The sequence below is a fragment of the Streptomyces sp. NPDC006265 genome, assembly GCF_040613555.1.
Taxonomy (GTDB): domain Bacteria; phylum Actinomycetota; class Actinomycetes; order Streptomycetales; family Streptomycetaceae; genus Streptomyces.
The window spans coordinates 31,333-43,618 of the sequence record NZ_JBEXSH010000003.1 but is presented as its reverse complement, the minus strand read 5'-3'; the positions used below and the strand labels follow the sequence as shown (position 1 = coordinate 43,618).

The 12,286-nt window shown below is 67.6% G+C and carries 15 protein-coding genes; 13 read left to right on the top strand and 2 right to left on the bottom strand.

From position 1 onward, the window contains the following. Window positions 1–587: 587 nt before the first annotated feature. Window positions 588–1,373 carry a glucosamine-6-phosphate deaminase gene (gene nagB / locus ABZ281_RS00935; RefSeq protein WP_356650796.1) on the bottom strand — a complete coding sequence of 262 codons (786 nt, stop codon included), beginning with the start codon at window positions 1,371–1,373 and terminating at the stop codon, window positions 588–590. Between the two features lie 278 nt (window positions 1,374–1,651). Between nagB and ABZ281_RS00930 the strand changes: the two genes are divergently transcribed. After that, entirely contained in the window at window positions 1,652–2,725 is a 1,074-nt protein-coding gene (locus ABZ281_RS00930; RefSeq protein ID WP_356650794.1) for an SIS domain-containing protein, read from the top strand. Window positions 2,726–2,942: 217 nt separating this feature from the next. On the opposite strand, the gene ABZ281_RS00925 is transcribed toward ABZ281_RS00930, so the two are convergent. After that, complete coding sequence (locus ABZ281_RS00925) at window positions 2,943–3,629, bottom strand: SDR family NAD(P)-dependent oxidoreductase (RefSeq protein ID WP_356650792.1); 687 nt, start codon at window positions 3,627–3,629, stop codon at window positions 2,943–2,945. Window positions 3,630–3,761: 132 nt separating this feature from the next. On the opposite strand from ABZ281_RS00925, the gene ABZ281_RS00920 reads away from it, so the two are divergent. The 12 genes from ABZ281_RS00920 (at window position 3,762) to ABZ281_RS00865 (ending at window position 12,236) form a co-directional block, all read left to right on the top strand. Continuing rightward, a complete protein-coding gene (locus ABZ281_RS00920) occupies window positions 3,762–4,247 on the top strand; it encodes a hypothetical protein (protein ID WP_356650790.1) in 486 nt (161 codons plus the stop codon). 13 nt (window positions 4,248–4,260) lie between these two features. Further along, window positions 4,261–4,569 (top strand): hypothetical protein, encoded by a 309-nt coding sequence (locus ABZ281_RS00915; RefSeq protein ID WP_356650788.1) that lies wholly within the window; start codon window positions 4,261–4,263, stop codon window positions 4,567–4,569. A 174-nt stretch (window positions 4,570–4,743) separates the two neighbouring features. Then, on the top strand, window positions 4,744–5,595 hold the full coding sequence (locus ABZ281_RS00910; RefSeq protein ID WP_356650786.1) for a hypothetical protein: 852 nt from the start codon (window positions 4,744–4,746) through the stop codon (window positions 5,593–5,595). Window positions 5,596–5,692: 97 nt separating this feature from the next. Further along, window positions 5,693–6,103, top strand: coding sequence for a hypothetical protein (locus ABZ281_RS00905; RefSeq protein WP_356650784.1), 411 nt, complete (start codon window positions 5,693–5,695; stop codon window positions 6,101–6,103). Window positions 6,104–6,270: 167 nt separating this feature from the next. Next, window positions 6,271–6,801: a hypothetical protein gene (locus ABZ281_RS00900; protein ID WP_356650782.1), complete on the top strand. Its 531-nt coding sequence runs from the start codon at window positions 6,271–6,273 to the stop codon at window positions 6,799–6,801. Next, window positions 6,798–7,463: an AAA family ATPase gene (locus tag ABZ281_RS00895; RefSeq protein WP_356650780.1), complete on the top strand. Its 666-nt coding sequence runs from the start codon at window positions 6,798–6,800 to the stop codon at window positions 7,461–7,463. The genes ABZ281_RS00900 and ABZ281_RS00895 overlap by 4 nt, the downstream gene beginning before the upstream one ends. Next, entirely contained in the window at window positions 7,460–7,921 is a 462-nt protein-coding gene (locus tag ABZ281_RS00890) for a hypothetical protein (protein ID WP_356650778.1), read from the top strand. Before ABZ281_RS00895 ends, ABZ281_RS00890 begins: the two co-directional genes overlap by 4 nt. Further along, the gene (locus ABZ281_RS00885) at window positions 7,922–8,197 is read left to right on the top strand and encodes a hypothetical protein (protein WP_356650776.1); all 276 of its coding nucleotides are present in this window, start codon (window positions 7,922–7,924) and stop codon (window positions 8,195–8,197) included. Then, window positions 8,194–8,472, top strand: a complete 279-nt coding sequence (locus ABZ281_RS00880; protein ID WP_356650774.1) for a hypothetical protein — start codon at window positions 8,194–8,196, stop codon at window positions 8,470–8,472. The genes ABZ281_RS00885 and ABZ281_RS00880 overlap by 4 nt, the downstream gene beginning before the upstream one ends. Beyond that, window positions 8,469–9,701, top strand: a complete 1,233-nt coding sequence (locus ABZ281_RS00875) for a DnaB-like helicase C-terminal domain-containing protein (RefSeq protein ID WP_356650772.1) — start codon at window positions 8,469–8,471, stop codon at window positions 9,699–9,701. Before ABZ281_RS00880 ends, ABZ281_RS00875 begins: the two co-directional genes overlap by 4 nt. After that, on the top strand, window positions 9,679–10,650 hold the full coding sequence (locus tag ABZ281_RS00870; RefSeq protein WP_356650770.1) for a toprim domain-containing protein: 972 nt from the start codon (window positions 9,679–9,681) through the stop codon (window positions 10,648–10,650). Before ABZ281_RS00875 ends, ABZ281_RS00870 begins: the two co-directional genes overlap by 23 nt. Further along, window positions 10,650–12,236 carry a DEAD/DEAH box helicase gene (locus ABZ281_RS00865; RefSeq protein ID WP_356650768.1) on the top strand — a complete coding sequence of 529 codons (1,587 nt, stop codon included), beginning with the start codon at window positions 10,650–10,652 and terminating at the stop codon, window positions 12,234–12,236. The genes ABZ281_RS00870 and ABZ281_RS00865 overlap by 1 nt, the downstream gene beginning before the upstream one ends. Window positions 12,237–12,286 lie beyond the last annotated feature (50 nt).

Below are 12,286 nucleotides of genomic sequence, written 5' to 3'. Positions count from 1 at the left end.
GGGTGTTCTGCGGCGTTACGTCGGTCGCGCTGATCGGGACCACCTCCTGCGCCCAAGTGAAGCCCCCGAGGACATCATGACGACCCTGCCGGACGACGCGACCCCCGCACTGTCCGGCCGCCCGCTCGTGGTGAACCCCGGCCACTGGGCAGAGGACCCATGACGAGCTGCTGTCCGCGAGAAGGCGCACATCCGCGAGGGCGTGATCAACGGCGCCCGCCGAGACCTGCTGGGACTGCGCGAACGTGCGTTGGACGAGCGTAAGTCGGCAGGACGCAGCCGCGTCCTGGCCCGGGCTCACCGCGTGACGACCCTGCTCCTGGCCGCAGCGGCGGTCACCCTGCTGATCACGGGAGGGGCCGCCGGCGACGCCCCGAAGGCCTGCCGCACCCCTGCTCGTCGCCGTCCTCGTCGTCGCCTGGGCGATGCCCCTGTGGGTGGCCGGCCGGCGCGCCCAGGACGAGCCGGCCGATGCCGCCGTCGTGCTGGAGCCGGGGACCTCGGCCGCTGGGGCTCTCGGGCGCCGCCCCCTCGGTCGGATCAGGCGGCGGGGAAGCGACGCCGCTGTCCGGCGCCGATGGGAGGCCTCAGATCCCCTGCCACTCGGGCTTGTTGACGTACGTGTGCCGGAAGTAGTCCGCCAGCTTCAGCTTCGACGCGGCGGCCTCGTCGACGACGACGGTCGCGTGCGGGTGGAGCTGCAGCGCGGACGCGGGACACACCGCGGCCATCGGGCCCTCCACCGTCGCCGCGACGGCATCCGCCTTGCCCTCACCGGTGGCGAGCAGCACCAGATGCCGCGCCTCCAGAATGGTGCCGATGCCCTGCGTGATCACGTGGTGGGGCACCTGGTCGATGTCGCCGTCGAAGAAGCGCGCGTTGTCGATCCGAGTCTGCTCGGTCAGTGTCTTGATCCGCGTCCGCGAGGCCAGCGAGGAACATGGCTCGTTGAAGCCTATGTGCCCGTCGGTCCCGATCCCGAGCAGCTGAAGGTCCACACCGCCGGCGTCCGACAGCGCCTTGTCGTAGGCCTCGCACGCCCCCTGCACGTCCTCCGCCGTGCCGTCCGGGCCGGTGAACTGGTCCATCCCGATCCCGAGCGGCTCCAGCACCTCGCGGCGCAGCACCGAGCGGTACGACTCCGGATGTTCGGCGGACAGCCCCACGTACTCGTCGAGCTGCGCGATGCGCGCCCGCCCGACGTCCGCGCCACCGGAACGCACCTTCGCCGCCAGCGCCTCGTACACGGGCAGCGGCGTCGAGCCGGTGGCCACACCGAGCAGGGCGTGCGGCTTGCGCCGGAGCAGCTTGGCCATGGCCTCGGCAATGAGCTCGCCGCCCGCCTTGGCGTCCGGAACGATGACAACTTCCACGCTGGGCCTGCCGATCTGAGAGGAGTGCTCAACTGGGACTGGACCCGGGAGGGGCCGTGTGGTTTAGACCAATCTAACAGAGCGGGTCTGTCCCTCCCAGGGTGAACACCGCTGCTCCCACGCGGGCAGCGCTGCCGTGCCGACCCGGCAACCACGGGGTGAACAGCGTCGCTCAGCACGGGGCGTGGAAGCGGTATGACCGCCTCCCGGGCGGGCATGGCGCGGCCCGGGGGAGTGGAATGGGGTCTGCAGCCGCCCCGCTCCGGAAGGAACCCGCCATGACAGCCGCCGCCACACCGGACCCCCTCGGCGAACTCCCGGGCCGGACCATGGCCCGTGAGATGGCGGAGCAGCCCGCTGTCCTGCGTCGCATCCTGTCCGGGGGCGCCCCCGCCATCCAGGACGTGGCCCGGCAGATCGCCGCCCGCGCGCCCCGTTTCGTCCTGCTGACCGCCCGCGGCACCTCCGACCACGCCGCCCTGTACGCCAAGTACCTTCTGGAGATCCGGCTCGGTCTGCCCTGCGGACTCACCTCGATGTCCACCACCACGGCCTACGGCGCCCGGCCGGACCTCACCGACGTCCTCGTCGTCACCGTCAGCCAGTCCGGCGGCTCCCCGGCCCTGGTCGCCTCGACCCGGGCCGCCCGCGAAGCCGGCGCGATCACGCTGGCCGTCACCAACAACCCGGACTCACCGCTCGCCGGCGTCTCCGAGCATCACATCGACATCATGGCGGGACCGGAGAAGGCCCTCCCCGCGACCAAGACCTACACCGCCTCCCTTCTAGCGCTCTACCTCTTCGTCGAGGGCCTGCGCGGCGGCGACGGAGCGCCCGCGCAGGTGCTGCCTGACCTCGCCGAGCAGTTGCTCGCCCGGCAGGACGAGGTGCGCACCCTCGCCGCCCGCTACCGCTTCGCCGAGCGCATGGTGATCACTTCCCGCGGCTACGGCTACCCCACGGCCAAGGAGGCCGCCCTCACACTCATGGAGACCAGCTACATCCCCGCCCTCTCCTACTCGGGCGCGGACCTGCTGCACGGACCGCTCGCCATGGTCGACAACGTCTCCCCGGTCATCGCCGTGGTCACCGACGGCAAGGGCGGCGAAGCGCTCCAGCCCGTCCTGGACCGGCTGCGCGGCCGGGGCGCCGATCTCGTCGTCATCGGCCCCGGACACCAGGTCGAGCAGGCGTCGGCAGGCTTCGTCCTGCCCACCGGCGACGTGGCCGAGGAGGTCCAGCCCGTGCTGGAGATCATCCCGCTCCAGCTTCTGGCCTACGAGGTCACCATCGCCCGGGGGCAGGATCCTGACGCGCCGCGGGCGCTGGCGAAGGTCACGGAGACCCGCTGAGGGCAGGGGAGTCCACGAACGCCATCGCGCCGGGGGCGGCCTGGCCGGCCACATGCAGGGCGGTCTGGTCACCGCGGGCTCTGTTCGAAGCGCCCGCCGCGGTTCCACCCATGGTCCGGTCACCGCGGCCAGTGTGGCCCACCCCACCGCAGCTACGTGAGCGAACCCCCCCGTCAATCCACCCAACTGCCCGTCACCCACCGCCCCCCGTCCGACATCAGGAACGCCACCACGTCGGCGACCTCGGCAGGCTCGCCCACCCCGCCCAGTGCCGATATCGCCGCGGCCTTCGCCCAGCCTCGGAGGTGCCGCGCAGCAGTTCCGCCGTGTTGTCCGTGTCGATGATCCCCGGGGTCACCGAGTTCACCGTGATGCCCCGGTGCCCCAGCACCTTGGACAGGTCCCGGGAGAAGACGTCCAGCGCGCCCTTCGTCATCGCGTAGGCCATGTTGTCCGGCATCACTGCCGAGCGGGCCAGGCCCGACGAGATGTTGACGACCCTGCTGCCGTCCCGCAGGCGCGTCATGCCGTGCTTGAGGATGAAGAGCGGCGCCTTCACGTTCACCGCGAAGACCTCGTCGTACTCCCGCTCCGCCACCTGCCCGATCGGCGCGGCGTGTTGCCGATCGCCGCGCTGTTCACAGGATGTCCAGCCCGTCCGCGTGCCGGTCGGACTCCGCCCACAGTGCCTCGGCGTCCCCCGGTGCCCCAGCTCCACGCCCACCGGGAACGCCGAGCCCCCGGCCCTCTCGATCGCTGCGACCGTCTCCTTCGCCGCCGTCTCGTTCCTGCCGCAGTGCACCGCGACCCGTGCACCCTCGCGTCCCAGCCGCTCGGCGATGCCTCGTCCGATGCCCCTGCTCGCCCCCGTGACGAGTGCGGTTCTGCCCGTGAGCACGCCCATGGTGGCGCCCCCCTTCTCATTTCCCTAGCGGCCACTACAGAAATGACCGTACAGCAGCCCGCAGACATTTCTCTAGTGACCGCTATAGAATGCACCCCATGGTGAACGACGACGGCCTGGACCAGGCTGTGGGTGAGCTTCAAGACGTCGACCACGTACGGCGGCACGCTCCGGCTCTACCTGGGCTACGCGGCCGACGACGTCGCCAGCGTCTACGCGGCGGTACCGCCGGGCACCAGCGACGCCGTCTGGCAGCTCCAGGAAGAGGCGCCCACCGCCGAGCCGGCCTGGTCGCAGAGCTTCCCCTACACCGCCGGCGCTCTAGTGCAGTGGGACGGCCTGCTGTGGCAGTCCCTCGTGAAGAACGGGCCTCACGCGAACATCGGCCCGCTGACTTTCCGCTACGACCGCCTCCTGGTCGAGCAAGCCGACAAGCTCGCCCCCTATTTCGACGGCAACGAGCCCTCGGCCGACTACGTGTGGGAAGGCACCCCCGGGGACTCCCGCTCGCATTATTACCGCGGAAAAAGGGTCAGTCAGTACCGTCTCGATCAGCTCATTCAACGGCAGATCGGCGTGGGCGCCTCCTATCGGCTCGTGTATGCCAGCGCCCCGTGACCCGGGAATCGCCATGCTCTCTCTGATTGTCCTCGCACTCGCCACGTTCTTCGTCTGGGAATGCCTCGTGCGCCCGCTGGTTGGCGCCCTGTGTTCGGTGCTGCCGATCCCTGACGCCGTCTCGGCTTACGCGAAAGCGCTCACCGCACTGGGGGTCGCAGTCGCCCTGGACCGGTGGGTCGGACGTGATTTTCAGACGGTAATGGCGGCTGCCTCGATCGCCGGCACGCTGCACCTCCTCAGCCGTTCGAGTGAGACCCCCCGAATTGCCACCGTGACGCGTGGCAGGTCCGGACGGGGGATGCCAATGCCCGGCCCATGAGGTCAAAGCCACTGTCTCACCCATACGGCCGGGATTCGGCCATGCGAGTGGTCTTAAACAAAATGCCCTGTCGCACCTATTTCCTACGGGTCAACACAGGCACTATCGCTGACACCCCGCCCGATCAACCCATGTGAGGAAAATATGCCTTTGCGTTCGGTCACCTTGGGGATTTTGGGGGATGCGGAGGTCGCCGGAAACCTCATCGTCGACACCCTCAACGCGCACTTCTCCCTCGGACCCGAGGACCACGAGGGCTACTTCGCTGCCTCCGACCGCTACGAGCTGCACGCGCTCATCCCGGCCGGCGAGACCGCCACCTCCCAGGGCATCCACGCCTTCTGGGAATGGGTCGTGCGGTGCGAACTGCCGTACAAGGTGCTGTTCGACGAGACCATGAACGAGCGCACCGACGACATCCTCGGCAACGTCGAGAACCCCGAGAACGACATCTACATCAACTGCACGGACCCGGACCTCGGCATGGTGGAAAGGCTCACCAAGTCCGAGAACCCGATGCTGCTGGTGCTGTCCAACGAGGGCCAGTTCCTCGACGGAGTCACCGCGGATGCCGCGGCGGCGGCCCTGCGGGAGGGCATCCCGGTCCACGACCTGTCCCGCATGCTGCTCGAAGTCACGTGGCAGCACCTGCCCGACCACGAGCCGCCCGTGGAATCGGCCATGGAGGTCGAGGCAGACGGTCAGATGGCGCTCGTCGTCAGCGACGCCCCCGACGTCACGCTCAAGGCCGGCGAAGTCGCCGCGGTGAACCGGTCGCTGGAACTGGCGGAAACCTTCGTCGACCGCCTCTTCGGCGACCTGGTCAACGAGGCCGCGGTCCTGCGGCAGAGCCTCATCCACGGACGCTCCCTGCTCGCACCCCGGCCGGATACGCCGGCCGAGTCCCAGGGCGATGAGCCCAAGAAGACGCGGCTCGAAATCTTCAACCCCGAGTCCGGGAAGTGGGAGCCGGCTGGCCGCGGCCGTCCCCCCAAGACAGCGCAGACCCGCCGGGTCCCCGCCTGACAAATGGAAGACCCCCGGCGGACATTGACCGGATTCCGCCGGGGGCCGTTCATTCTGGCTGCCACGCCATCTCAACTCATTCCACGGGGAGAATAGCATGAGCCTAGAAATTCCCGTTGACGAGATTCTCGCCCGAGTCCCCGAAAGGGCTCGCACGGCGTACACCAATCTCGTTACGCACAAGAGCAGTCGCTACGACCAGGACACCGGCTGGTCATGCGCCTACGTCACCCAGCAGGATCTCGCGGACGAGATGAGAGTCTGCCTCCGCACTGCCACTCGGGCACTAAGTGACCTGCGCACCATCGGACTTGTGCGCGTTCTCGCCTGGCCGGGCGCTCAGACAGAGACCCAGGTTCGAGTTGGCAGCGTCTGCGTGGAGAGCCCCTTCGGCCTGATCCGAATGGAGCAGGAGAGGATGCCGCACCACCAACTGGTGGACTGCGCAATCCGGATGCTTGTGAAAGCCAATCGAATGCTGGAGGACAGCATGTCCGAAAGGGAGTAACTGGGCTGACGCATCAACTGACGCATCGAGCGCGCACATACACGCTCAAGCGAAAGCGTCAGCTCAAGCAGGAGAACTGCTTAATAGAAACCTTCGGTTTCTATTAGCTGCCCGCGAACATTCGTTCGCGTGCACTTTCTGGACCGCCACACCATCAGGAGACCGCGATGGCTCGACAGAACATCGACCCCGACTCCGAATTCGACTCCACAGCCTGCGCCCGGAAACTCCTCCAGGGCGCCTCAGAGCCCTCGCCAGCCCCGCAGGCCGGCTGGACCCCGCCGGAGCCCGCCCCGCGCCGGGAGAGGCGCTCCAGGGGTCGCGCATACGGCCCTGACAGTGTCGCCGGCCTCGCCGACTACTTCACCCGCTCCTGTCCCCCGCTGAGCTGGGCCGGCGGCCTGGAAATCGGCAACCGTCAGGCGTTGATGACGGTCTTCAGCGAGCTGCGGCACAGCGTCGGCCTGACCCCCGAGGACTGCCGCGCCCTGGTGGACCTCTACGTCACCCGGCTCGGCGACCGCCGGCCCCAGCGCCCCTACATCTGGGACTTCAAGTGGCAGCGCTACCAGCTCCTGGCGGCCCTGCGTAACTCCGGCGTGACCCGCACCGACGCCGACTACCAGAGCTGGACCGAGACCGCCTGCACCAGCAAGACCGAGGACGAGGCGTTCATCGCCTCCTGGGAGAAGTCATGATCACGCGCCCCATGGACCCCGAGCGCGCCCGCTGGGTCGGCACCGGCATCCCGCCGCGGCTGCGCGGCCTGACGCTCAACGACGTCGAGGAGATGGGCCCCAGCCACCCCGAGACCCTCGCGAAGGCCCGCGCCTACGTCGAGCAGTTCCGCGGCCAGCAGGACAAAAACTGGAAGGGCCTGCCCACCAACCCCAACATCTTCGGCCAGGGCCTGATGTTCGCCGGCCCTCCGAACACGGGGAAAACCACTCTCGCCGCCGCCGTCCTGTGCGAGCTGCGCCGCCGCTGGAACGTGAGCGTCTACTACACCCGTTTCCCGGCACACATGGATCGCAAGATCACCCTGCTCAAGGCCGGCGGTGACGCCAACCCCGAGGAAGTGTCGCGTTTGACGTACTCCGTCGAGCGCGTCGAATGGGCCGACGTGGTCCTCCTCGACGATGTCGGACAGGAGCACACCACCAGCACCGGATACGCCGAAGACACCCTCTCGGAGCTGCTGCGCCAGCGTCACGACGAGGGCCTGCCCACCCTCATCACCACCAACCTGGGCGGCAGTGAGTGGGCGCAGCGTTACTCCAAGCCCCTGCGCTCCTTCATGGACCGCTGCACCCGCCGGCAGATCTTCGTCGGCGAGGTCACGCGGAGGGCAGAGGTGTGATCGGGTACGCCGACCTCGCCGACGACGAGCCGATCCCCATCGAGATCTTCGTCGTGTGGGAGGGCCTGATCGGACTCCCCGGCCCCAGCTACACGGAGAAACGATTCCGCAGGCGCTTGCGCTGGAACCGCGCCAGTAGGAGCGCTCTGGACCTCTACGAGGAAACCAACGGCCGCGCTGTCGCCGAGCTATGGCGACTGTGGCAGCGCGACGTGAACGTGGCCCTGGTGACCTACCTGCCCGAAGAGTTGGCCGGTGACCTCGCCGTTCGCGTCGAGGCGGAGTCCATCCCCACCAGTCGGCTGGTCGTCACCACGCCCAACGAAATGGCGCGACTGGTCAGCCTGCTGGGCACCGCCCACATTTTCCACTCGCTGCCCGAGCACGCGCTGCGCTACGGCCCCCGAGGCATCTACGTGCACCCGCACCACTGCGAGCTGATGGGCCGGGTGGTCTGAGTGAGTGGCTACCGCCCGGCAGGCGCACTTCGCCGCGAGACCGTCCAGTTCATTCCGGACCGGCTCGCCAAGACCGGTCTCTTTCGCTCCGAGCTGGGGCTGGAGGGCTACGACTCCCTACCCCTGGTCGGCTGGGCCCTCGTCGCGACATTCGAGACCGACGAGCTGCCCCGCCTCACCGTCGAGCCGGTGGTCGACGACCGGTGCATGGGCCCCGTTCCGCTCGGCGACCTCGAAGAGGAAGTCGGTCCTCTGACGCTGCTGGAGATCGTGTGATCAGCTACCGCATTCCCTCCGAGGACAGCAACCGCATCGTCGCCCAGCTCATCCCTGACACCACCGGGAAGACCTGCCAGTTCCGCTCCGAGTCCGGCGCGTCCGACATGGAATATCTCCCTCTTGTCGGGTGGGCGGTCGTCATCCGCGCCCGCGAGGGAGAGCTGCCCGAGGTGACCTTCGAGCCCGTCGTGGACGACGAATGCCACGGCCCCATCGCCCTGGGCGACCTCGAAGAGGAAGTCGGGCCGCTGACGCTGGTGGACATTTCGTGAGCACGATCGAAGAGGAAGTGATCAGCTACATCGCCCTCACGGGAGACCTGGAGCAGGTCACCCAGGCGCGCATCACGGCTGATCACTTCCTCGACCCGGCCAACCGCAAGGTGTTCCAGGACATCGTGAATTTCCGGGCGGACTTCGGGGAGCCGCCCACGCCCGAGGTCATCGCCCGCGACCACCCGAATTTCACCTTCCACGAGGACTCCTCCGGGCCGCTCGACTACCTCATCCGGGAGCTGCACGAGGCCCGCCGGCGGGTCATCATCGACCTCGGCCTGGACGCGGTCGCCGAGGCCCTCGACAAGAACGGCTCCGAGGCCGCGCTGCCGCTGCTGCGGATGATGCTCGCGCACGCCACCACCACCTCCGCCACCTCCCGCGAAATCGACTACGCCGCCACCGGCACGGATCGTCTGGCCCTCTACCGGCAGGCCCGGGACAACCCGGATCAACTCCTGGGCATCCCCACGGGCTTCAGGTTCCTGGACAAGGTGACGCTGGGCATTCAGCCGCAGCAGATGATCGTGCTGACCGGTCTCGCGAAGTCGTGCAAGACCACCGTCATGCTCGGTATGACCCGCAGCGCGTACGACTACGGCGCCAAGCCGCTCCTCATCTCCTTCGAGATGCCGTACGCCGAAATCGCCCGGCGCCTCGACGGGTTCCTCGCCCAGGTCAACCCGAAGAAACTCCAGACCGGTGACCTCAGCCCCCGCGAGTGGAGAGCGCTGGAAGCGGCGCTGAAGGGACCGTTGGGTGACCAGCCGTACATCGTCACCGAGGACCGCGCCGGCGTCATGACGCTGACCGGAATCCAGTCAAAAATCGACCAGCTCTCGCCCAGTGTTGTCTTTGTCGACGGCGCGTACTTCCTCTTCGACGAGGTGTCCCGTGAGTCGGGGACACCCCTCGCGCTGACCAACATCAGCCGCGGCCTGAAAAAGCTAGCACTGAACAACGACATCCCGGTCGTCGTCACCACTCAGTCGCTGTCTCACAAGGTCGGCGCCAAGGGCCTGACCGTGAACAGCCTCGGCTACACATCTGCCTGGGGCCAGGACGCGGACCTGGTCGTCGGCATGGAAAGCACCGACGAGGACTTTTTCTACCGCATGAAAGTCCTCGCCTCCCGTAACGCACCGCCCCAGGAACACCTCATCTCCATCTCCTGGGACCCTCCCGCTTTCGAGGAGGAAGACGTTGAAGACGAATTCCCCTACTGACGTATGGGCGCAGCTCGCCGCCTACGCGAACCCGGTGCCGTCCGACGTCGCCGGCGCGATGGGCCGGCTCGGGGTCGAGGTACTGCGGGAGGTGAGTGGGGACGACTCAACGGAGTTTCTTGCTCGTTGTCCCGCCCACCTTGTTCTGACCGGGAAGGCGGACCGCCGGCCGTCGTTCTCGGTCAACTCCCGTTCGGGGCTCTTTAACTGCTTTTCGTGCGGGTACTCCGGGGCGTTCATCGACCTTGTGGAAGACACCCTGGGGTTTGCCCGGATCGAGGCTTGGCACTGGATCGCACGCCACGGCGTATACCGCACACGCGACGAAGATCAGCCCGAACGCAAGGAGCCCGAGGAGCGGATCACTGAAGCTGCGCTTGCGCTTTTCGTGCCCCCTCCCCCCGAGGCCCTTGCCAAGCGACGGCTGACCGCCGAGGCGTGCGCCGCCTTCGGTGTGCTGTGGAACCCGGGGAAGGGGCACTGGATTCTTCCAATCCGCAACCCCATGACAGGTGAGCTGTGGGGCTGGCAGGAGAAGGGGAAACGGTTCTTCCGAAACTACCCAAAAGGAATTCTGAAGTCGCGCACCCTTTTCGGTGACTTCGCCTGGCACGGCTCCACGGCCTTGCTGCTGGAATCACCGCTCGACGCCGTCCGCGCCCACTCGCTGGGCATCGGGGGAGCATTCGCATCCTTCGGAGCGCATGTCTCCGAGATGCAGATGCGGCTCATCAAGGCCCGCTGCACCACGCTCATCCTCGGCCTCGACAACGACACGGCCGGCAATACCTCGCGCGACCGGCTCTACCAGCGCTGGCGCCCGCGTGGACTGCCTATGCGGTTCCTCGACTACGCCGGAACCCCTGCGAAAGACCTGGGCGAAATGGACGACGAGGCGGCGAAGTCCGCCTACGCCGGCGCCCACTATCCGTGGCGCAGGAGGCGCTGATGTTCACCGGAACTCTGCACCCGTACCAGCACGACGGTGTGAACCGGATTCTGTCCGACCGCCGCCTCCTGGTCGCCTACTCGATGGGCACCGGCAAGACGGTCATGGCCATCGCCGCGCTGGAAGAGATGCTCGGCCGCGGCGACATCCGATGCGTCGTCATCCTCGTGCCGTCCTCCCTGAAATTCCAGTGGGCCCAGGCCATCGCCGCGTTCACCGACGCCCCGAAGCGCACCCTCAAGGTCCGCGGCGCCAAACTCACGGTCCCCGTCGAGGACGTGTGCGTGATCGTGAACGGGACGCCGGCCAAGCGCGAGCAGCAGTGGGAGAGAGCCCAGCACGCGGACTACGTGATCGCCTCCTACGGCGCCGTCCTGCACGACTGGAAACACCTGTGCGCCGTCTGGGCCGACGCGCTGGTCCTCGACGAGGCCACCGCCATCAAGAATTTCGCGGCCCAGACGACCAAGCGCATCAAGAAACTCCGGCCGCCCGTACGCGTCGCCCTCACGGGGACTCCCGTGGAGAACCGGCCCGAAGAGGTTTTCTCCATCATGGAGTGGGTCAACGACAAGATCCTCGGACGATGGGACCTGTTCGACAAGAGCTACATCAACCGGAACTGGTTCGGCGGTGTCGTCTCCTACAAGAACCTGGACCTGCTGCACCGCAACCTGTCCAAGGCGATGATCCGCAAGTCCCGCCTGGACCCCGAGGTCGCGCGGTATTTGCCGGCCGTCACCGAGACGACCCACCCGGTCCAGCTCGACAAGACGACCAAGGCCATCTACAAGGCCATCCTCCTCGACCTCCAGGCCGCCATGGACGAGCTAGCGGAGGCGGGCCAGGAGCTGGACGTCGCCGCCTACTACGCCGGCGTCCGCCCCGAGGCCGGCTTCGGCGCCCAGGGCAAGGTCATGGCGCGTATCCAAGCGGCCCGACTGCTGCTGGACCACCCACAGCTCCTCATGGACTCCGCGGTCGCCTTCCACGAGACCAAGGCCGAGGGCTCCGAGTACGCCGCCCAGTTCGCCGCCAGCCGTACCGATCTGCCCGACCTCAGCCACTCCCCCAAGCTGAACGCCCTGGACGACCTGGTCTCCACCATGGTCGACGAGGGCGCCAAGGTCGCGGTCTTCACGGACTACCGGAAAATGCTGCCGTACCTGTCCGAGCGGCTCGAAAAACACGGCGACCTCGTGCACTTCCACGGCCAGCTCACCGCGGACAGGAAGGCCGCCGCGCTGGCCAAATTCAAGACGGACCCGGACTGCCGGATCTTCCTCTCGACGAACGCCGGCGGGTACGGCCTCGACCTCCCCGAGGTGCAGTACCTCATCAACTATGACCTCCCCTACTCCAACGGCCTCCTGGCCCAGCGCAACACCCGGCACGTGCGCGCCAGCTCGACGTTCGACCGTGTCCATGTGGTCAACCTGGTCGTGGAGGACTCCATCGAGGAGCGGGTGCAAGCCACGCTCCGGCTGCGCCAGAGCCTCTCCCAGGCCGTGATCGACGGCCGCGGCACCCACTCCATCGACATGGACGTGGAAAGCCTCTCGGACCACATCGGAAATAACCTCTGAGGGCACTCGTTTGGTCGATTGGCGGTCATTTTTTCCGCTCGTAGGGTCAA

Coding starts and splice junctions, on each gene's coding strand:
- ABZ281_RS00915 (WP_356650788.1), top strand. CDS start 4,261: ATGCTCTCTCTGATTGTCCTCGCACTCGCCACGTTCTTCGTCTGGGAA.
- ABZ281_RS00905 (WP_356650784.1), top strand. CDS start 5,693: ATGAGCCTAGAAATTCCCGTTGACGAGATTCTCGCCCGAGTCCCCGAA.
- ABZ281_RS00925 (WP_356650792.1), bottom strand. CDS start 3,629: ATGGGCGTGCTCACGGGCAGAACCGCACTCGTCACGGGGGCGAGCAGG.
- ABZ281_RS00865 (WP_356650768.1), top strand. CDS start 10,650: ATGTTCACCGGAACTCTGCACCCGTACCAGCACGACGGTGTGAACCGG.
- ABZ281_RS00900 (WP_356650782.1), top strand. CDS start 6,271: ATGGCTCGACAGAACATCGACCCCGACTCCGAATTCGACTCCACAGCC.
- ABZ281_RS00895 (WP_356650780.1), top strand. CDS start 6,798: ATGATCACGCGCCCCATGGACCCCGAGCGCGCCCGCTGGGTCGGCACC.
- ABZ281_RS00930 (WP_356650794.1), top strand. CDS start 1,652: ATGACAGCCGCCGCCACACCGGACCCCCTCGGCGAACTCCCGGGCCGG.